Genomic DNA, 20,480 nt, shown 5'->3' on the forward strand with positions numbered 1-20,480 from the left:
TTGGCAATGGCGACCGCTTTATTTTTCGAGTTCCTGCATCTTCATTGCACGGACTTTTAACGGAAGTCCAAACAGATTGATGAATCCTTCTGCATCGTGATGATCGTAAAGTTCGCCTGTTGTAAAGCTTGCGAGAGATTCGCTGTACAAAGAATAAGGAGATGTCTCGCCGGCTTTGATAATATTGCCTTTGTATAATTTGAATTTCACTTCGCCTGTTACATACTGCTGTGTAACGTCGATAAATGCCTGAATTGCTTCGCGAAGTGGGGTAAACCATTTTCCTTCATAAACGATCTGCGCAAATTTATTGCCAAGATCTTTCTTCACCTCATATGTAGCCCGATCAAGAACGAGTTCTTCAAGCTGTTCGTGAGCTGCCATAAGGATCGTTCCGCCCGGCGTCTCGTATACACCGCGGGATTTCATTCCTACGACACGGTTTTCGACGATATCAACAATGCCGATGCCATGTTTTCCGCCAAGAGCGTTCAGCTCTGTAATGATTTCGGAAACTTTCATTTCTTTTCCGTTCAGAGTTTTCGGAACTCCGGCTTCAAAAGTCATTGTTACATATTCTCCTTCATCAGGAGCTTTTTCCGGAGTTACACCGAGAACAAGCAGATCATCATAATTCGGCTCGTTTGCCGGATCTTCCAGCTCCAAACCTTCATGGCTGATGTGCCATAAGTTACGATCACGGCTGTAGCTGTGTTTTGCGTCAAACGGAAGATCGATTCCGTGCTCTTTACAGTATTCGATCTCCTCTTCACGAGACTGCATTGTCCAAACGTCAGTCATTCTCCATGGAGCGATGATCTTAAGATCCGGTGCAAGCGCTTTGATTCCAAGTTCGAAACGGATTTGGTCGTTTCCTTTTCCTGTTGCGCCGTGGCAGATGGCTGTTGCGCCTTCTTTACGTGCGATTTCAACAAGTCTTTTGGCGATGACCGGACGCGCCATTGACGTACCGAGCAGGTATTTATTCTCATATACAGCGCCGGCTTTAACACACGGCATTACATAATCGTCACAAAATTCATCAATAATATTTTCAATATACAATTTGGAAGCTCCTGAAAGTTTTGCTCTTTCTTCCAGTCCGTCCAGTTCTTCTCCCTGTCCGCAGTCGATGCAGCAGCAGACTACATCATAGTCGAAATTCTCTTTCAGCCATGGGATGATCGCTGTTGTGTCAAGACCTCCTGAATATGCAAGTACAACTTTTTCTTTACTCATTTTAATTGCCTCCTGAAATTTATTTTTCTTGTTAAAAATTCATTTTTTTGTTTGAACTATCCATACTATACACCTAATTTCATAAATATGCAATAGAAAAATGAAAAAATAAATAAAAATGCATAAAATGTAATTAAAATGCATAAAAATGCAAAAATGAAATGCGAATATGCAAAAGACAACCGGAAGTATCGCAAAATTGTAAAAATAAGGGGAAAATAAGACCGGAATTGTGTTTCTTCCATATTAAATATGAAAAAAATGTAAAACGAAAGGGATTGATTGTAACTTTTGTGATAAAAAAATAAAAAAAGCATAACTTTTTCATTAAAATTATCTAATCAAAAATGCAAATGGATAAATAAAAAGTGCAAACTAATCAGCTTGGAATTTGGTATAATAACCTTCGTAAGCAGATTTACTCTTTAGGTATTTTTATTTTCTTAAAGAGAGCTTGTTGAAACGGCATGAGGAAAGGGGCTTTGACCTGTCCGATGAATGCTAATCTTAATAAGGAAGGAGGACACAAAAATGCCAGATATTCGATTGACAAGAATTGACAATCGTCTGATTCATGGTCAGGTAGCAACACAGTGGTGCGGCGTTGTAGGCGCGAACCTGTTACTTGTTGCGAATGATGCGGTTGCCGCGGATGAATTCCGTCAAGGTTTGATGAACATGGCTGCTCCAGCTTATGCGCAGACACGTTTCTTCACAATCGAGAAGACAATCAATATCATCCACAAAGCTTCTGCAAATCAGCATATTGCAATTATCTGCGAATCACCGCAGGATGTGCTTAAGCTCGTAGAGGGCGGCGTACCGATCAAGAAATTAAACATCGGTAATATGCACATGGCTGAAGGTAAACGTCAGGTGGCAACTTCGGTTGCAGTTGATGACGATGATGTTGCAACTTTTAGAAAGTTGCAGGATCTCGGTGTGGAACTGGAAATTAAACGAGTTCCTGATACACCGGCAGAAAGTACAGAAAAATTATTCAAATGATAATTAAGTTTTATCGGTTAATTGGAAAGGAGTAAACATGGGAGATATTACAATCATCCAAGCTCTTCTGGTTTTCGTAGTAGCCTTTATCATGGGTATTGACCAGTTCAGCTTCTTAGAGTCCCTGTACCAGCCGATCGTTACTTGTCCGATTATCGGAGCAATCCTTGGTAACTTCGAGCTTGGTATCGTAGTAGGTGGTGCTTACCAGCTTATTCAGATCGGAAGTATGCCGATCGGTGGTGCACAGCCGCCAAACGCAATTCTTGGTGGTATTATGGCAACTATTTTCGCAGTTTCACTTGACATGGAAGCTACAGCAGACGGTGTAGGCGCAGCAATGGGTCTTGCAATTCCGTTCGCAGTATTCGGACAGTATGCAGTTACACTGACATTTACATTTATGTCCGGTATGATGGCTAAAGCTGACAAATACGCTGAGGAAGCAAATGTTAAAGGTATCCGCAACATCAACTTCCTTGAGATGGCAGTACTTGGATGTCTGTTCGGAGTTCTTGCAGTAGCAGGACTTTACGGTGGAACAGCTCTTGGTGAGACACTGAAAGACTTCTCTTACCAGTTCTCATGGGTAATGGCTGGTCTGGATGCAGCAGGCGGCGCTATGAAGTTCGTTGGATTTGCTATCCTGATGAAAGTTATGATGTCCGGAGAAATGTGGGGATTCCTTCTTGCAGGTTTCGCAATGGCACTTATCTGTGCTGCAAACGCAACAACAGCAGGAGCAACACTTCTCCTTTGTGCATTCGTAGGTGCAGCTATTGCAATCTATGACTTCACAACACAGACAAAGATCAAACAGAATGCCGGCGCAGGCGCAGGCTTTGTAGGAGGTGACCAGGATGGCATATAATATTCCAGAGAAATATCAGGACTTGACTCCGGCACCACAGCTGGATAAAAAAACTTTGAACAAAATGGTTTGGCTGTCCTGTTTCTTACAGGCATCCTTCAACTATGAAAGAATGCAGGCTTGTGGATGGCTTTGGGGCATTCTTCCGGGTCTTCAGAAAATACATACAAACAAAGAAGACCTTAAAGCTTCTATGGCACACAACCTTGACTTCTTGAACACTCACCCGTTCCTCGTAACATTTGTAATGGGTATTGTTCTTTCCCTTGAGCAGAACAAGGCTGATACAGCTACAATCCGTTCCGTACGTATTTCCGCAGCAGGACCGCTCGGTGGTATCGGTGACGCTCTTTTCTGGCTGACACTTGTTCCGATCACAGCAGGTTTGACAGCGAACATGGCGATGGAAGGACAGATTATCGGTGCGGTTCTCTTCCTTATCATCTTCAATGCTGTTCAGTTTGCAGTTCGTTTTGGACTTATGTACTGGTCTTACGGACTTGGTACAAAAGCAGTTACACTGTTGACATCAAGCGCAAAAGAGTTTACTCGTGCAGCAAGTATCCTTGGTATCTTCGTTGTAGGTGGACTTATTGCTAACTATGGTGGAACATCACTGCGTATCGTTGTTGGCGATCCGGCAATCAACATTCAGGGACTTCTTGACGGAGTACTTCCGAAACTGATCCCGTTGTTGATCACACTTGGAATTTACGTTCTGATCAAAAAAGGCTGGACACCGGTTAAATGTATCATCCTTATCCTCGTAGTAGGTATCGTAGGTTGTGCATTCGGTATCTGGGCAGGTGATTCCAAAGCTATGGATGCTGAAGGAAACACAATTCCGGGAGGATATACACCGCTTGTTGAGTGGTATCAGCTTCCGGAGGAGCCGGCTGAATAAGTCGATTCATTATGAAAATGCCGACATAAATCTATGTCGGGTATAAGTAAGGGGAGGGATTTTAATCCCCCCCCTTACATTATTTTACAGAGAAATTAGGTGGCTTTTTGAACACAATAACAATTTTTATTATATTGATTGCCGCTGTCGGATATCTTATCTTTCAGGGCATCAAAAATTTTCAACTGCATAATATGAATGTCGGGCTTAAAAATAAGGACTGTGTTCTTGTAGAGAGAACGGCAGATATGTGGATTACGAGAAAACTTCTTGGAGAGTATGTCTGTGACCTCTATAAATTAAGAGCGTTATATGTGGCGAAAGAAGAAGAAAAATTCGAGAAAATGCTCATACACATGTTGGATACGACATATCCGCGCCCTGATGATAAGCAAAGTTTTCTGGAAACATATTTCCATACGTTCCTGATCAAAGGAAACAGGAAGTATGCAGACTGGATCTTAAAAGAAATTAAGAAAACAGGGGACGAAGCATTTATTCATTATAATGAAAATGCATATGCTGTCATGCTTGACGGCAGAACAGATCTGATCGAAGAGATGGACGAGGATATTAATTCAAAGCGGTACTATGGATTTGCACTCGGAGTGATCTTGGTTATGATTTCAAAGCAATATACTGCTCTGGGGGATGACAAAAACGCGCTGATCTATATGCAGAGCGCAAAGGCTTGTTTACATCCCAAAGCTGTTTATATGCCCGTTGTCGATCGTTATCTTAGAGAGGCCGAGGCGCAGGAGCAAGATAGTTAAAGCAAAATGCTGCAGAAAATGCAGGCAGTAAATAGAACAGGAGATATATTATGGTAGGATTAATCGTTACAGGACATGCAAATTTTGGTTCAGGTATGACAAGCTCTGTGAATTTGATCGCAGGAGAGCAGGAAGCATACCGCTATGTAGATTTCCTTCCGACATACGGAACGGAAGAATTGACAACAGAGATTGCCAAAGCAATGGATGAGTTGAAAGATTGTGAAGGAATTATTATCTTTACAGACTTGATGGGCGGATCACCGTTTAACGTTGCAGCTTCACTCGGACATGGAAAAGAGAATGTACGTATTGTTGCGGGCACAAACCTGCCGATGCTCGTAGAGATCGTAATGTCGCGTAAATTCATGGACGATTTGGATGGACTTGTAGAGTCTGTACTTGAGACAGGAAAAGAGCAGGTAACAAAATATGAATTCAAGCAGGTAGTACAGGAAGAGTCTGAAGACGGAATTTAAAACGAGGCTTTTAACAAATATGGCTGATGTTCGTTTGAAAGAATACAGCCGTAAGTCTGAATATTAACTGCATACTATAAAACACGCTGCAAAAAGCAGCACGAAAGGAGATAAATTATGAGTACAATTTTTGGTATCACAGAAGACAAAATGAAGGAGACATCTTCAACATTTACATTGTCGGAAATCTATCAGCAGCCGGCGACATGGGAGAAGACATGCCGTCAGATCGAAGAGCACAAAGATGAACTTCAGAAATTTATCGATCAGGTAATCAAATGTGATGATTTCGATGTGATCCTTACAGGAGCAGGAACAAGTGAGTTCGTAGGAAACGCATTGTTTGCTCATCTTGCAGGACTGCTCGACCACAAAGCAAAATCTTACGGAACAACAGATATCGTTGCTACACCGGAGGCTTATCTGTCCCGTACGAAACCGACGCTTTTGATCAGCTTCGGACGTTCAGGAAACTCACCGGAGTCTGTTGGAGCAGTAGATGCGGCAGAGAGCGTGTGCGATAACGTTTATCATCTCTTTGTAACATGTAATAAAAACGGAGCTCTTTCCAAACGTGCAGCAGAGACACATAACTGCTATGCAATCAACCTGACAGATGAGACACATGACCAGAGTTTTGCAATGACATCAAGCTACTCTAATATGTATCTTGCAACATATCTTTGCTTCCACCTGAATGAGCTGGAAGAGACAGTTGAAAAAGTTCGCAAGATTGCAGCAGCAGGACAGAACTTCCTTGACAATAGCTATGGCGTTGCTCAGCAGATCGTTGACGAATATAATTTCGAGCGTATCGTATACCTTGGAAGCAACACATTAAAAGGAACATCTCAGGAATCTGCTCTTAAGATGCTTGAGCTGACAGCAGGCCGTGTTGTTACAATGTATGACACACCGATGGGATTCCGTCATGGCCCGAAATCAATCGTTGATGACACAACATTGACAGTTGTATATTTGAGTGATGAAGCTTATACAAGACAGTATGAAGTTGATCTTCTCAAGGAAATGAGCGGACAGAGAAAAGGAAACAAGATCGTAGTTGTTATGAGCAGCGCAGACGAGGCAGTTTCAGCGCTTGCAGATTACACAGTTGTATATGATATGAAAGAGGAGAATGAGAATATTCTTCTCGGACTTGACTATATCTTGTTTGCACAGACACTTGCAGTTCTTAAATCACTTTCACTTGACATTACACCGGATAATCCGTGTCCGACAGGTGAAGTAAACCGAGTTGTAAAAGGTGTTACACTTTATCCGTATACAAGAAAATAAGACCGGCTTGGAAGAGAAAGAACATGGTTTGCCGAAAGGCAGACCATGTTCCGATAAGGAGGATAAAATATAATTATGGCTATTAACAGTGAAGTTATTATTTGGACTTGTGTTACAGTTGCAGTGCTTGTCGGCGTCTGCGCAATCGTTCTGATCGCAATGTCTTCAAGAAACATGAAGAAAAACCGCGAAGCGATGCGCGATCTGCAAGGAGCAATCAAAGTCGGAGCGCGCATCATGTTCGCGGGCGGTATTTACGGAAAGATCGTTAAGATCAAAAATGATGTGATCGATGTGGAGATCAACAAAAGCACTGTGATCCAAATTTCCCGATACAGCATTCAGAACGTAATCACAGACTAAAGCATCATGCAGATATAATCAGAGTTTGTTTTGGCGGTTTTGGTTCTCGGCTGCTTTTCTGGCATAGTCGCTTGGCGTTGTGTTAAAATATTTTTTAAACAGCCTCGAAAAGTAGTGGATGGAGCTGAAACCGAGTCTGTATGCGATCTCGCTGATTGTGTACTGGTTCTCGCGGATCAGCTCTTTACTCTTTTGAAGCTTAATATTGAGCAGATAGTTTTTCGGCGAAGTATTTAGGTGTGTCTTGAACAATGCCTGCAGGGAAGATCGCGAGATAAAAAATTCATGACAGATATCTTCAATCGTGAGCGGCTCGGTTATACGTTTGTTCATGTAGGCTAAGATCTCGGAGAGAAGGTCATTTTGAGCCGACTTGCTGTCTGTCAAAAGCGTTTTATGGTTCATTGTCTCATAGAACTGCATGATCAACAGAAGGACTTCCTGAAGATAGCAGATCATTAAAGTGTGCGTATAGTAGGAATGTTCTTCACTTTCAATCAAAAGTTTCCAAAGGATCTGCTGCATCTCACTTGTACAGTGAAATGTATGATCCAGGACATGCAGAGAGCGTCTGTGATTTACCTCAAACACAACTGTGAGATAGGAACAGCCGTCCTGAACGGACATTTCGGCTTTGTCTGAACGGTATATGATCAGATCATGAGGCTGAAGCGTGTTCTTCCCGGAAGAAAGCGTGATATCCAGACTGCCTTCGTATACATAGATCAATTCGTATGATTTATGCGCAGGCTGTGCGATGTGACACGCTTTGGACTGCTTCGTAAACCAGCAGTCTACAATCCGTCTCAAATGGAACGGTACAGATACAGGCTGGTATGTATACGGCGTTGGCAGAGGTTTTGTAAAATCTGCAGGCTGCTGTTCTTTACAGCAGTTTTTCGCTATAAGAATGCGCCATGTAAGAGAAGAGGTCAACGGAATCAGGTTAAATGCAGTGTTCGGCGCAAGTTTTAAATTATGACGCAGCGGAACTGTTTTCAGATCCGTCATGTCAGGGGATGCGGCGATAAGAAGAAGCGCCAACCCGGCGGGACACTCTATATATATTTCGCATGGAAAAAGAAAGAGAGTATCTAATTTTTTTGAAGATGCAGAAAACTCCCATTGATTTAAATTATGTTTTTGAGTATCGAGCGGTTCATCATAAAATGATCCGAAAGGTTCAAATTTGTTTGTTGTATGTTGATTTGTCATGATGGTATACCTCGGTTGTAAAAAACGATTTGTACTTTTTAAATAATATAACATTTTTTAATGAAAATCAAGATGTGGGATTCGTATATCCTACGAAAGACAGGAGGAATTGTAATGATTATTCAAAGTAAAAAAGTTTGGTTTGCAGATCAGTTCGTAGAAGCACAGATTGAAGTGAAAGACGGAAAAATCGTTGACATCTATGAGTACGGAAAACATCCGGTAGACTGTGATTACGGTGATAACCGCATTTTACCGGGATTTATCGATGTACACTGCCATGGAGCGTATGGATTTGACACAAACGATGCGAAAGAAGACGGACTTCGTTACTGGGTTCGTAATATCGTAGATGAAGGCGTAACGGCTCTCCTTGCAACAACAATTACACAGAGCGAAGAAGTTTTGACGAACGCTTTGAAAAACGTGGCAAAAGTTGTTGAAGACGGATATGAAGGCGCAGAGATTCTGGGAGTTCATTTTGAAGGACCGTACCTTGATATGAAATACAAGGGAGCGCAGCCGGAACAGTATATTGTAAAACCGACGGTAGAGCAGTTTAAGAAATACCAGGAAGCAGCGAACGGATTGATCAAATATATTACAATGGCAACAGAGACAGATGATGATTTTGCATTGACACGCTACTGTGCAGATCACGGAGTCGTTGTAAGTATCGGACATTCCGCTGCAACAAGCAAAGAGGCAGTACAGGCATTTGCTCATGGTGCAAGATCAATGACACATGTATACAATGGAATGACACCGTTTAATCATCGTGCAAACGGACTTGTAGGCGCTGCTTACAGAATGAAGAGCATGTACGGAGAGATTATTTGTGACGGTAACCATTCAACACCGTTAGCGCTTCATCAGTTCTTTGAAGCAAAAGGACCTCATTACGGAATCATGGTAAGTGATGCACTTATGGCAAAAGGTTCACCGGCAGGATCGAAATTTATTTTCGGCGGAAACGAGATTGAGATTTACGAAGATGGAAGTGCGCATCTGACATCATCAAAAGGACTGGCTGGATCTACACTTCATATTAATGACGGTTTGCGTATTCTGATCGAAGAAGCGCTTGTTCCGGTAGATACAGCAATTAATTCTTGTACGAAGAACCCGGCTGCATGCTTAAAGATCGATGATCGCAAAGGTTCTATTAAAGTCGGATTGGATGCTGACCTTGTTGTTCTTGACCGTGATTATCAGGTACTTCAGACATACTGCATGGGAAAAGCAATGTTAGATAAAAACTAGAAAATGAAAGATTGTGGAATGATTAAAAATGGCTAAGAAAAAATCGAAACCGGTGGAGAAGATCCGCCTGTCAGGCAGAAATATTTATACAGATAAAAAGGGACGGGTTATTTTTTACGATATGATTACCAAAAAAGGGTATCTCGTAGATAAAAAGCATGAGAACTCGGCGCTGTTTTTTAAAAATCGTTTTGTTGTGCTTCTGTTTGCGGCAATTTTGTTCGGCGCAACGTTTTTGACATGGCTTCAGGCAGCGGTTGCCTGGGCAGTAATGATGGCGATTGCAGAATTTGCGTTCCGCCGCGGATTTTTGAAAAAAATGGAAGTGGTAAATGATGTAGATTTTGAACGCCGTGTTTCGGCGCTTCAGTACATCGTGGAAAATAAGGCGAAGGGAAAAGTGGTCGTTCTTATTATACTGTATCTTCTTCTTGCAGTGCTTGTCGTATTGAATGCATATGTAGAAAAGTATTCTGTCGGCTTATGTGTACTCAGTGGAGGAATTGCTCTTGTTGGTATATACTTTGCAATTCTGCATATAATTGCGCTGACAAAAATGAAATAAATGACAGGAAGATAAAAATAAAAAATACAGACCGAAGATCTGATAAATTCTCCGGTCTGTATTTTTTATATGTTTATGCGGGGAAAGCTTATAATTAAGCCTGTCCTTCAGATCCGCATACGCTGATTTTTTCTTTTACGAGAGCTGTAACGTTTTCCATACCTACAGTTCCGTATTTCTTCGGATCGAAACCGTCCGGATTCTCTGCAAGATATTTCTTCACGCCGTCGCTGTATGCGATACGAAGCTCTGTAGCAAAGTTTACTTTACAGATACCAAGTTTGATAGACTCGCGTACTGCGTCGTCCGGTACACCGGAAGCTCCGTGAAGTACAAGAGGAATAGAAACAACTTCGCGAATTGCAGCAAGACGTTCGAAGTCAAGCTTCGGCGTTCCCTGATACAGTCCGTGTGCTGTTCCGATTGCAACTGCAAGTGAAGTTACGTTTGTACGCTCTACAAATTCTTTTGCCTGCTGAGGATCTGTGTACGGAGAATCGTTCTCTGCTTCAAGATCATCCTCTTTACCGCCGACTTTACCAAGCTCAGCTTCTACGCTGATCTGAGAAGGAAGACATGCGTCTGCCACTCTGCGTGTTAAAGTGATGTTCTCCTCGAAAGAGCCGTGAGAACCATCGATCATGATAGAAGTATATCCTGTGCGGAGAGCCTGCATTGCAAGTTCAAAGCTGCTGCCGTGGTCAAGGTGGATCGCTACCGGAACGCTTGCACGTTCTGCGGCTGTTCTTACCATTGCAAGATAATAGTCAAGTCCTGCATATTTTACTGTGGATGGAGTTGTCTGCATGATGACCGGGGAGTTCATTTCCTCGGCTGCCTTGATAACCGCCATGACCATTTCCATATTTTCCACGTTGAATGCGCCTACTGCGTAATGTCCTGCCTGCGCTTTTTTCAGCATTTCATTTGTTGTAACTAATGGCATAATGTCAACCTCGATTCTTTAGAATTTAATGTAATTTCTTGTTATTACATTTTAATTAATTATTTTCGCTATAAGTATAGCACAGAACAGGTGATTTCGCATTTCCATTTTGCACTTTCTCAAAAAATGCAAACGATTGTTTAATTAATCCAAAGTAGGCGCAAATTGAAAGTGCTACGATAAATATAACAAAGTAAATCGAAAAGGAGAGTTTATCATGCGACAAAATCCATTGAAAAAAATTGTTGAATTGCAGAAACAGGGTAAAAATGTCGGAATTTATTCTGTGTGCAGCGCCAACGGCTATGTTATCGAGGCGGCGTTTAAGAGAGGCCTTTCAGACGGATCCTGCGTTTTGATCGAGAGTACGGCAAATCAGTGCGATCAGAACGGCGGATATACAGGTATGACACCTGCTGACTTTAAAAAATTTGTTCTTGAGATTGCGGATCGTAACGGATTTGACCGCAACAGAATCTTTCTTGGAGGAGATCATTTAGGACCGCTTACATTCGCATATAAAGATGAAGCAGAGGCGATGGCTGATTCAGAAGAATTGATCCGTCACTATGTAGCTGCAGGATTTACAAAGATCCATATTGATACAAGTATGAAGGTGAACAGCGATCCGGAAGATGTTCGTCTGTCAGATGAGATTATCGCAGGACGCGGCGCTCATCTTGCAAAAGTTGCAGAAGAGACATACAAGGAACTGCTGGCGCGTGATCCCGAAGCAATCCCGCCGGTATATGTAATCGGAAGTGAAGTGCCGATCCCGGGCGGAGCTGTCGGAGCAGAAGATAACGGAGTTCAGGTAACGAAAGTAGAAGATTTTAAGAATACAGTTGCAGCATTCGAGAAAGCTTTTGCAGAAGAAGGTCTTGATAAAGACGTATGGGAGCGTGTAATCGGAGTTGTTGTTCAGCCGGGCGTAGAAGAGAAAGACAGCGGATGTACAGAGTATGACCGCGAGAAAGCAAAAGATCTTATGGCTGCGATCAAAGATTTTCCGACACTTGTATTTGAAGGACATTCTACAGACTATCAGACAAAGATCAAATTGCGTGAGCTTGTAGAAGATGGCGTCGGCATTTTGAAAGTAGGTCCGGGACTTACATTTGCTATGCGTGAAGCGATGTTTGCTTTGGAAAATATCGAGAAAGAACTGATCTACGGAACAGATACAGAGCCGAGTAAGTTCGCAGAAGTTCTTGATGCTGAGATGCTTAAAAATGACAAAAACTGGAAGAAACATTATCAGGGAACAGAACTTGAGATTCGTCTGAAGAGAAAATATTCTTTCTCAGACCGCTGCAGATATTATATGCCGACACCGGCTGTAGAAGCTGCTGCAGACCGTTTGCTTACGAACCTTCGCACACTTGGAATTCCGCTGAATCTGCTCAGCCAGTTCATGCCGATCCAGTATACGAAAGTACGTGAAGGATATTTGAAGAACGATCCGGTAGAATTGATCGAGGATCGCATTATTAATACGATTGATGAATATCTGTACGGAACACATCAGAATGAACTTCTCTAAGAGGAAATTCATAAATTTCGGGTTATGCAGATCTGTGGTATAGCAGTATAGATACAGAATGCAGGCAGTTCAATAACTGTTTAAGCTGAATTAGGAAGCGTTCGCGGACAAGACTTGTAAAAAGTCATTGTTCACGGACGCTTTTTTGTTGGTGATAATATCACTGTCCAAAGCGTAAAAAATATGTTATAAGAAAAGAAAGCAAAAAGTAAGAAACACAGATAACAAAAAAACAAAAAAGAAAAAGAACGGAGAGTAGGATATGGGATTTTCGATTGAGACCGGAATTTCCGCAGTTACAGTTTTTGTACAAGGATTACTAAGCTTTTTTTCTCCTTGTGTATTGCCCCTTGTACCGCTTTATCTGGGGTACTTGTCAGGCGGTTTGAATACGGCGCTTGGAAGCGGGCAGGACAGCGGAATGAAGGGAAATAGGATTAAATTATTTTTAAGAGTACTTTTTTTCGTAGCAGGGATCGGAGGAGCATTTTTCATCCTCGGGTTGGGCGCATCGGCTGCCGGAAGTTTCTTCCATGAACAGAGAATGCTGTTTGCAAGGATCGGAGGAATATTAGTCGTTTTGTTCGGGTTATATCAGCTCGGAGTTTTTGGAAGCTCCAAAGTGCTCGGATCAGAACACAGGCTTCCGCTTCATCTTGATAAAATGACAATGTCGCCGATTACGGCTTTGATCATGGGATTCACATTTAGTTTTGCGTGGACGCCCTGTGTGGGTCCGGCGCTGACAAGCGTTCTTCTTATGGCAGGAAGTGCAGAGTCAGGTGCGAAAGGCTTTCTTTTGATCGGAGTTTATACACTTGGATTTGTCCTGCCGTTTCTTTTGGCAGGGATCTTTACCGCACAGCTTTTAAATTTCTTTAAAAAACATATGAAAGTTGTTCGTTATACGGTGAAGGTTGGAGGAGTGCTCATGGTGCTCATGGGACTGCTGATGTTTACCGGAAAAATGAATGATATTACCGGATACTTGTCTTCGATCGGACAGCAGACCGCGCAGGACAGTGAGAAGGAAGATTCATCTGTTGACAAAGATGGGGCAGGCAGTACAGCCGCTGGAGAAGAGTCGGCTGAATCTTCAGAAGAAGGGACAGAAGAACAGACAGAAGAACAGGATGGAGAAAAAGTCCGCGCATATATGACAGGATTGAAAGATCAGTATGGAAACACACATAATCTGGATGATTATAAAGGGAAAGTTGTCTTTTTGAATTTCTGGGCGACATGGTGTGGTCCATGTCGGAATGAGATGCCGGAAATCCAAAAACTTTATGAAGAATATGCACAGAAGGGCGAGGAAGCAGAAGTTGTGATCCTTGGAGTTGCAGGTCCGGGAGTCGGACAGGAGGGAACTGTTTCGGAGATTACGGACTTTATGAAGGAGAACGGATATACATATCCGGTGCTGATGGATGAAACAGGCGAAATGTTTGAGTGGTACGGTATTTCGGCTTTCCCGACAACATATATGATCGATCGTGACGGAAATCTTTATGGATATGTGACCGGACAGCTTACGGAAGATATTATGAGAAGTATCATTGATCAGACATTGGAAGGAAAAGTGCCGTAAAAAAGGAGAACTCAAAAAGATGATTACGATAGAAAAAGAAAATTTTTCCATTTCACAGATCTGCGCTTCAGGGCAATGTTTCAGGCTGGACCCGATAGAGGGAACGGAAAAATTCTATGAACTTACAGCAGGAGACCGGTATTTAAAAATTGAGGTTTTAGAAGATCCAAAAGAAGCAAAAGCGCCAGATGACGGAGAAAAAGCGGAAAACAGCGTTGGAAAGGTGAGGTTTTACTGCACGCAGGAAGAATTTGAACAAGTTTGGAAAGGATATTTTGATCTCGATACATGCTATAACGATTACCTGTCTCTTATAAAGGGGGATGAATATTTGAGAAAGGCTGCACAATTCGGGAGCGGCATTCGGATTCTGAGACAAGATTTGTGGGAAATGATCGTGACGTTTCTTTTGTCCCAGCAGAGTAATATCCCACGGATCAAAATGATGATACAGAACATCAGTCGGCAGTATGGGGACAGAAAAGAGACATATGACGGAAAAGAATACTATGCGTTTCCAAGAGCAGAACAACTGTCACAGGCGTCCGAAGAAGAACTTCGGGCGCTTAAGCTTGGTTACAGAAGTAAATACTTGTGCAAGACGGCAAGGATGGCGGCAGATGGCACAGTGAATCTTGAAAAAATAAAAGAGATGTCTTATGATGAAGCAAGGAAAGAATTGCTGCAGCTGTCAGGTGTCGGCGGTAAGGTTGCCGATTGTATCTGTCTGTTTGCGCTTCATAAGCTTGATGCTTTTCCGGTTGATACGCATATTCAAAAGGTGCTTGATACAGTATATGCGGGTAAATTTCCGTTTAAGAAATACAAGGGATGCGCAGGAGTAATGCAGCAGTATATTTTTTATTATGATTTGAAGGGAGATAAACAATAATGGAAAATTTTCAATATTATGCGCCGACAAAGGTCGTGTTTGGAAAAGAGACGGAAAATCAGATCGGACAGCTTGTCAAAGAACAAGATTGCAGGAAAGTGCTTGTTCATTACGGAAGCGGAAGTGTAAAAAGAAGCGGTCTCCTTGACCGGATCTTTGCATCACTTGATGAGGCAGGTATTTCCTATCTTTCTTTGGGAGGAGTTGTTCCGAATCCGAGATTGTCGCTTGTGTATGAAGGTATCGATCTGTGCCGAAAAGAGGGTGTGGATTTTATCCTTGCAGTCGGAGGCGGAAGTGTGATCGACTCTGCAAAAGCGATCGGATATGGTGTGAAGAATGAAGGGGACGTTTGGGATTTTTATGAGAAGAAACGTCAGGCATGCGGATGTCTTCCGATCGGAGTTGTGCTTACGATCGCGGCGGCAGGTTCGGAGATGAGTGATTCGTCTGTCATCACAAATGAGAACGGATGGCTGAAACGCGGATATAACAGCAGTTATTGCAGACCGAAATTTGCAGTTATGAATCCGGAACTGACAATGACGCTTCCGAAATATCAGACTGCGAGCGGATGCGTGGATATTATGATGCATACGATGGAAAGATATTTTAACCATTGCGACAATATGGAATTAACGGATGGACTTAGTGAACATCTTCTGCGTACGGTGATGAAAAATGCGAAGATTTTGATGGATGCTCCGGATTGTTATGAGGCAAGGGCAGAAGTGATGTGGGCGGGAAGCCTTTCTCATAACGGATTGATGGCATGTGGAAATGACGGCGGCGACTGGGCATGTCATCAGCTTGAACATGAACTGGGAGGAATGTTCGATGTGGCGCACGGCGCAGGCTTGGCCGCGGTATGGGGAAGCTGGGCTCGTTATGTATGGGATGCTCTTCCGAATCGGTTTGAACAGTTTGCGGTCAATGTTATGGGTGTGAAAAAAGACAGCGACAGAGATATGGTAATCCAAAAGGGAATCGAGGCGATGGAAACATTTTTCAGACAGATCGAAATGCCGACAGATCTTGGAGGACTTGAACTTGAAGTAAGTGAAGAGCAGATGCGGGAACTTGCATTAAAATGCAGTCATTTCGGAAAACGGACGATAGGATGTGTAAAGAAACTGGATCAGGAAGATATTTATCAGATCTATAAAAAGGCGGCGGCACGAGATTAAAGTCCTGCAAAAAGAGTGCTTCAAAAGCTGTTTGAAAACTGTTTTATAAAGAAAGAGTAGCACAAAAGTGCGATAGGTGATACAATAAGAAAAATTTATAACAGTTCAGCTATAATAATGCGTACTGCCTGACGTCGGGCGGGAAGAAAGGAGCATATAAATGGAATCATATATGGAAATGCTTGCAAATCATGCAAAAAATGCCGCCACGGCAGCGGCAAAACTCGGAACGGCGGAGAAAAATAAAGGACTTTGCGCGGTAGCAGATGAGTTGATCGCGCAGCGGGAGATAATCCTTACAGAAAACCAAAAAGATCTGAAGGCAGCAGAGGAAAAAGGAGTGAAACAGTCTCTGATCGACCGTTTGGCACTTTCTGAAAAAAGGATTGAAGATATGGCAGAAGGACTCCGGCAGATTGCCTCCCTTGATGATCCGGTTGGAGAAATCCTTTCGATGAAAATTCGTCCGAATGGTTTACGGATCGGTCAGAAGCGAGTTCCGCTTGGTGTTGTTGGAATCATTTATGAGTCAAGACCGAACGTGACTGCTGATGCTTTTGGTCTTTGCTTTAAGACCGGGAATGCGGTGATCTTGCGCGGAGGAAGCGATGCGATCTGTTCGAATCAGGCGATCGTCCGTGCAATCAAATCCGCGCTGCGCAAAGCGAAACTTTGTCAGGATCTTGTTCTTCTTGTCGAGGATACAAGTCGGGAAGTTGTGAATGAGATGATGAAGATGCACGGCTTGATCGATGTACTTATTCCAAGAGGCGGCGCAGGGTTGATCGCGAATGTCGTGGCGAACAGTACAGTGCCTGTTATTGAGACCGGAACGGGAAACTGTCATGTTTATGTAGATGAGACGGCGGATATCCGTATGGCAGTTGATATTATTGAAAACGCCAAGACGCAGAGAATGGGAGTCTGCAATGCATGTGAATCACTTGTGATCCATAGTAAAGTGTTGGAAAAGGCGCTTCCACCGATTGTTGAGAAATTAAAACAACATGAAATTGAAATACGCGGGGATGAAAGAGCCCGCGCGGTTTGTCCGGATATTAAAGAAGCTTCTGAAGAAGACTGGGGAATGGAATATCTTGACGCGATTATTTCAATTAAGACAGTGGATTCCATTGATGAGGCGGTCAGTCATATTAATAAATATAATACAGGACATTCCGAATCCATCATCACAAATGATTATAACAATGCCCTGAAATTCCAAGATGAGATCGATGCGGCGGCTGTATATGTAAATGCATCTACGCGTTTTACAGACGGCTTTGAGTTTGGTTTCGGAGCTGAAATCGGAATCAGTACCCAAAAGCTTCATGCAAGAGGACCTATGGGACTTGAAGCGCTGACTACGACAAAATATATTATATTCGGCAATGGACAGATCAGAAAATAATTGCAGATAGTGAGACAAAGAAAAGACAGAGTTATCTGTCTTTTTTTTGTCGTGTAGAAAATGCTGTTCTATACAATATAGACGTTCTTTGGGATGAGCAGCTCGTTGATTTGAAAAGGCCGATCTGCGAATCATCTGTACGACAGCGTAGTATTTGTACCGAGATTTTATGGCAAATCGAAGTGTGATTGATGATTGCTATTGAACAGGCGAGAGGTGAGAAAATTGGCATGTGTTAACTGCCATAAATGCATATCGACTTCATAAATGGATATTATTATAATCAATATAACAACAGTGAAGAGAAAGGGAAGGAGGAACAGGAGCTTGAAAATGCAGGAAAAATACAGACAGTTATTAGAGGCTCTGTTGGAATCCTCAAAAGAATTTTTGAATTCACAAGAACTTGGGGAGCTGGTTGGAATCAGTCAGCGGACAGTGATCCGGTATATGAAAGAATTAAAAGAACAGTCTTTAAAATATGGATTTTTGGTTCATACAGTAAAGGGAAGAGGATATCGGTTAGAGATTGTTGAAGAGGAAAAATTCAGGGATGTGCTGGCAGTTGAAGAAGATGCGGAAGTGACAAAGGTGCTTTATAAATTGTTTTTAGAGCCGACATGTAAGCTGGATGATCTTGCAGAGCTTTTGCACTATAGCAGATCAGGTATGTCTAAAATTATGGAAAGAGCAGAGAGGAAGCTGGAAAAAGAAGGTCTTAGGCTTTTAAATAAGCCATATGTCGGTTTTTTTGTAGGAGGCAGTGAGGTTTATATACGAAATTATTTATATAAATTGCTGCAGAAGCAGTCATTAGAAGAGACAGAGAAGATTTTTAGTGTTTCAAAAGAAATGTTGACGAAAGTGAGAAGTGAGATTGATGCGGAGCTTGCACAGAAATCAGTGTATAAAAGGAAAGAAAATGAACTATTCTTTTTGAAATATTTGTTGATACAAAGGCAGAGGATTGCGATAGGGAAAACGATTAAGACCGATTATTTCGCAAATATTAGTCAGACAGTTCATTTGAATCATGATATGGAAGTTGTCCGTGATATCCAAAACAGGCTTGGAACAGCAGCCTGTCCGAAATCTGATGCGGAAATAGAAAACATATATCTTGCCCTTGTTTACAGACAGGCTTTTTGGCAAAACGGGTATGTAGACAGTGTTAACGAAAAAAATCTTCAGTTTTATCAGGATCTGACAGAGAGAGCGTTTCAGAGAATTAAAAACGATTATAAAGTAGATTTGTTTCAGGATGATATTTTAGTAAACGGACTCGTGCTTCATTTGGCGTCTAATTTCAGCAGATATCTTTTGGGGATGGAGACAGAAAATCTGTTTTACAATGATGTTTTGGAAAGTTACCCTACGGCATATTACTATGCGATGGAAGTGGCGGAGGAGATTTCGGTATGGACAAAGCTTTCGTTAAGTAAATATGAGATCAGTTTTTTGGGAATGCATTTCGCATCCTATTTGGAGAGAAGCCTGAAATCTAAAAAATGGAAATGCGCGATTATCTGCGGAAGTGGAATCGGTTCGGCAAAATTGTTGGAAAGCAGACTGCACAATAAATATCCTCACCTCGAAGTGATAGGAATCTGTCTTTTAGAGGAGGCAGAAAAAGAAGCAGAAAATGTAGACTTTTTCATTACGACATTTCCGATAGAAGAGTCGGAAATTGCAGATAAACCGTGGGTGTGGCTGTCCCCTATGCTGGATATTAAAGAACAGATTGCATTGGAACAACTTGTCGGAAATTTGGCGCACCACCAAAAATGGAGGTATGAGAGCGTACCGAAAATGTATTTGTATATCGACCGATATATGGAAAAAATGGAGTTATTGAATTACTTATGTGATCTGTGCAGAGAAAAAAGGTTTATTACGGAACAGGAAGCAGAAGGGATCGTGGGGCGTGAAAATCTGGTATCGACAGAAATTGTGGAGGGAATCGCAATGCCTCACGGCTTGATCGAAGGCAACAGTTTTCTTGTATTTGCGTTATTGAAAGAACCGATTATTTGGGGAAGAACATCAGTGAAATTAGTTGTTATGGGGTGTTTCCAACGAGGGGATGACCGTATGAAAGAAGAATTAGAATATATATTCCATCTCTTTTTGAACCTGGAAGATAAGAACAGATTATTGTCCTGTAAATCGGCGGAAGAGGTAGAACGCTATATGGAGGTGTATTATGGGAAATAGACTGAAACGGATGCTGACAAAAGAAATGGTGCGGTTGGATCCGCCTCTTTTATCTACGCCGGAAGAGGTAATCGAATATTGTGGAAATATTCTTGTCGAAAGTAAAAAAGCAGAAGCAGGATATGTAAAAGAAATGATAGATTCCTATCAAAGGCTCGGACCGTACATGGTAATGGCTCCGGGGTTAGCATTGCCGCATGCAAGACCAGGTGGAAATGTAAAAGAACCATGCATTAGTTTTGTGAAACTAAAAGAACCGGTTTGTTTTCATCATCCTTGTAATGACCCTGTTTGGGTTGTGTTTGCACTGGGGGGAGTATCAGACGATGGGCACATTGAACTTTTGCAGGATTTGAGTTCTTTGCTGGCAGGCGATCAGATGATTGAAAAACTGGCAGCTTTGAATACATATGAGGAACTGGAAAAATTGATGGAAAAGGAGGCGAGAAGATGAAGGTTGTAACAGTGTGCGGAATGGGATTTGGGACAAGTCTTATGTTGTTAATGTCGGTGAAAGAAATTGGAAGAAAGCAAGGCATTACGGTAGAAGGCGAGGCGACAGATCTAGGTTCTTATAAAGGGAAAAGCTGTGACTTGATCGTGGCGTCATCAGAGATTGCAAAACAGATCGAGGCAGATGTTCCGGTATTGGCAATTACGAATCTCTTAGATAAAGCAGAAATCGAAGAAAAGATCAGACCATATTTGAATGAGTAA

20 protein-coding genes are annotated in these 20,480 nt (G+C 42.2%); 17 read left to right on the plus strand and 3 right to left on the minus strand.

Annotated features, from left to right (window positions below):
* Positions 1 to 18 precede the first annotated feature (18 nt).
* Positions 19 to 1,239, minus strand: a complete 1,221-nt coding sequence (locus RCH61_RS00335) for an argininosuccinate synthase (protein ID WP_306479532.1) — start codon at positions 1,237 to 1,239, stop codon at positions 19 to 21.
* Between the two features lie 531 nt (positions 1,240 to 1,770).
* Between RCH61_RS00335 and agaB the strand changes: the two genes are divergently transcribed.
* The 7 genes from agaB (at position 1,771) to yajC (ending at position 6,936) form a co-directional block, all read left to right on the plus strand.
* The gene (agaB, locus tag RCH61_RS00340) at positions 1,771 to 2,247 is read left to right on the plus strand and encodes a PTS galactosamine transporter subunit IIB (RefSeq protein WP_004845570.1); all 477 of its coding nucleotides are present in this window, start codon (positions 1,771 to 1,773) and stop codon (positions 2,245 to 2,247) included.
* A gap of 37 nt (positions 2,248 to 2,284) precedes the next feature.
* Complete coding sequence (locus tag RCH61_RS00345; RefSeq protein WP_306479533.1) at positions 2,285 to 3,118, plus strand: PTS mannose/fructose/sorbose/N-acetylgalactosamine transporter subunit IIC; 834 nt, start codon at positions 2,285 to 2,287, stop codon at positions 3,116 to 3,118.
* Positions 3,108 to 4,022 carry a PTS system mannose/fructose/sorbose family transporter subunit IID gene (locus RCH61_RS00350; protein WP_306479534.1) on the plus strand — a complete coding sequence of 305 codons (915 nt, stop codon included), beginning with the start codon at positions 3,108 to 3,110 and terminating at the stop codon, positions 4,020 to 4,022. Before RCH61_RS00345 ends, RCH61_RS00350 begins: the two co-directional genes overlap by 11 nt.
* A 107-nt stretch (positions 4,023 to 4,129) precedes the next feature.
* Positions 4,130 to 4,795 (plus strand): hypothetical protein, encoded by a 666-nt coding sequence (locus RCH61_RS00355; protein ID WP_178006833.1) that lies wholly within the window; start codon positions 4,130 to 4,132, stop codon positions 4,793 to 4,795.
* A 50-nt stretch (positions 4,796 to 4,845) separates the two neighbouring features.
* On the plus strand, positions 4,846 to 5,274 hold the full coding sequence (agaF, locus tag RCH61_RS00360; RefSeq protein WP_306479535.1) for a PTS galactosamine/N-acetylgalactosamine transporter subunit IIA: 429 nt from the start codon (positions 4,846 to 4,848) through the stop codon (positions 5,272 to 5,274).
* Between the two features lie 117 nt (positions 5,275 to 5,391).
* Positions 5,392 to 6,573 carry an SIS domain-containing protein gene (locus tag RCH61_RS00365; protein ID WP_306479536.1) on the plus strand — a complete coding sequence of 394 codons (1,182 nt, stop codon included), beginning with the start codon at positions 5,392 to 5,394 and terminating at the stop codon, positions 6,571 to 6,573.
* 75 nt (positions 6,574 to 6,648) lie between these two features.
* Complete coding sequence (gene yajC, locus RCH61_RS00370; protein ID WP_178006840.1) at positions 6,649 to 6,936, plus strand: preprotein translocase subunit YajC; 288 nt, start codon at positions 6,649 to 6,651, stop codon at positions 6,934 to 6,936.
* Between the two features lie 18 nt (positions 6,937 to 6,954).
* Here the strand turns inward: yajC and RCH61_RS00375 are convergent, their stop codons facing one another.
* On the minus strand, positions 6,955 to 8,151 hold the full coding sequence (locus RCH61_RS00375; RefSeq protein WP_306479537.1) for a helix-turn-helix transcriptional regulator: 1,197 nt from the start codon (positions 8,149 to 8,151) through the stop codon (positions 6,955 to 6,957).
* A 114-nt stretch (positions 8,152 to 8,265) separates the two neighbouring features.
* Here RCH61_RS00375 and nagA point away from each other — a divergent pair, with 114 nt between their 5' ends.
* Positions 8,266 to 9,414, plus strand: coding sequence for an N-acetylglucosamine-6-phosphate deacetylase (nagA, locus tag RCH61_RS00380; RefSeq protein WP_178006844.1), 1,149 nt, complete (start codon positions 8,266 to 8,268; stop codon positions 9,412 to 9,414).
* Between the two features lie 28 nt (positions 9,415 to 9,442).
* Positions 9,443 to 9,979: a hypothetical protein gene (locus RCH61_RS00385; protein ID WP_178006846.1), complete on the plus strand. Its 537-nt coding sequence runs from the start codon at positions 9,443 to 9,445 to the stop codon at positions 9,977 to 9,979.
* Between the two features lie 94 nt (positions 9,980 to 10,073).
* Here RCH61_RS00385 and fba read toward each other — a convergent pair whose 3' ends face one another.
* Positions 10,074 to 10,925 (minus strand): class II fructose-1,6-bisphosphate aldolase, encoded by an 852-nt coding sequence (gene fba / locus RCH61_RS00390; RefSeq protein WP_178006847.1) that lies wholly within the window; start codon positions 10,923 to 10,925, stop codon positions 10,074 to 10,076.
* Between the two features lie 217 nt (positions 10,926 to 11,142).
* Between fba and RCH61_RS00395 the strand changes: the two genes are divergently transcribed.
* The 8 genes from RCH61_RS00395 to RCH61_RS00430 all read left to right on the plus strand — a co-directional run bounded on the left by RCH61_RS00395 (position 11,143) and on the right by RCH61_RS00430 (position 20,480).
* Positions 11,143 to 12,468 (plus strand): class II D-tagatose-bisphosphate aldolase, non-catalytic subunit, encoded by a 1,326-nt coding sequence (locus tag RCH61_RS00395; protein WP_178006849.1) that lies wholly within the window; start codon positions 11,143 to 11,145, stop codon positions 12,466 to 12,468.
* 262 nt (positions 12,469 to 12,730) lie between these two features.
* Complete coding sequence (locus tag RCH61_RS00400) at positions 12,731 to 14,059, plus strand: cytochrome c biogenesis protein/redoxin (RefSeq protein WP_178006851.1); 1,329 nt, start codon at positions 12,731 to 12,733, stop codon at positions 14,057 to 14,059.
* Positions 14,060 to 14,078: 19 nt separating this feature from the next.
* The gene (locus RCH61_RS00405; protein ID WP_178006853.1) at positions 14,079 to 14,951 is read left to right on the plus strand and encodes a DNA glycosylase; all 873 of its coding nucleotides are present in this window, start codon (positions 14,079 to 14,081) and stop codon (positions 14,949 to 14,951) included.
* Positions 14,951 to 16,138, plus strand: coding sequence for an iron-containing alcohol dehydrogenase (locus RCH61_RS00410; protein WP_306479538.1), 1,188 nt, complete (start codon positions 14,951 to 14,953; stop codon positions 16,136 to 16,138). Before RCH61_RS00405 ends, RCH61_RS00410 begins: the two co-directional genes overlap by 1 nt.
* A 160-nt stretch (positions 16,139 to 16,298) precedes the next feature.
* The gene (locus RCH61_RS00415) at positions 16,299 to 17,549 is read left to right on the plus strand and encodes a glutamate-5-semialdehyde dehydrogenase (RefSeq protein WP_306479539.1); all 1,251 of its coding nucleotides are present in this window, start codon (positions 16,299 to 16,301) and stop codon (positions 17,547 to 17,549) included.
* A gap of 333 nt (positions 17,550 to 17,882) precedes the next feature.
* Positions 17,883 to 19,763: a BglG family transcription antiterminator gene (locus RCH61_RS00420; RefSeq protein ID WP_306479698.1), complete on the plus strand. Its 1,881-nt coding sequence runs from the start codon at positions 17,883 to 17,885 to the stop codon at positions 19,761 to 19,763.
* On the plus strand, positions 19,753 to 20,217 hold the full coding sequence (locus RCH61_RS00425) for a PTS sugar transporter subunit IIA (protein WP_306479540.1): 465 nt from the start codon (positions 19,753 to 19,755) through the stop codon (positions 20,215 to 20,217). Before RCH61_RS00420 ends, RCH61_RS00425 begins: the two co-directional genes overlap by 11 nt.
* Positions 20,214 to 20,480 (plus strand): PTS sugar transporter subunit IIB, encoded by a 267-nt coding sequence (locus RCH61_RS00430; protein ID WP_306479541.1) that lies wholly within the window; start codon positions 20,214 to 20,216, stop codon positions 20,478 to 20,480. Before RCH61_RS00425 ends, RCH61_RS00430 begins: the two co-directional genes overlap by 4 nt.

It is taken from the genome of Mediterraneibacter sp. (assembly GCF_030825015.1).
Classification (GTDB): domain Bacteria; phylum Bacillota; class Clostridia; order Lachnospirales; family Lachnospiraceae; genus Mediterraneibacter.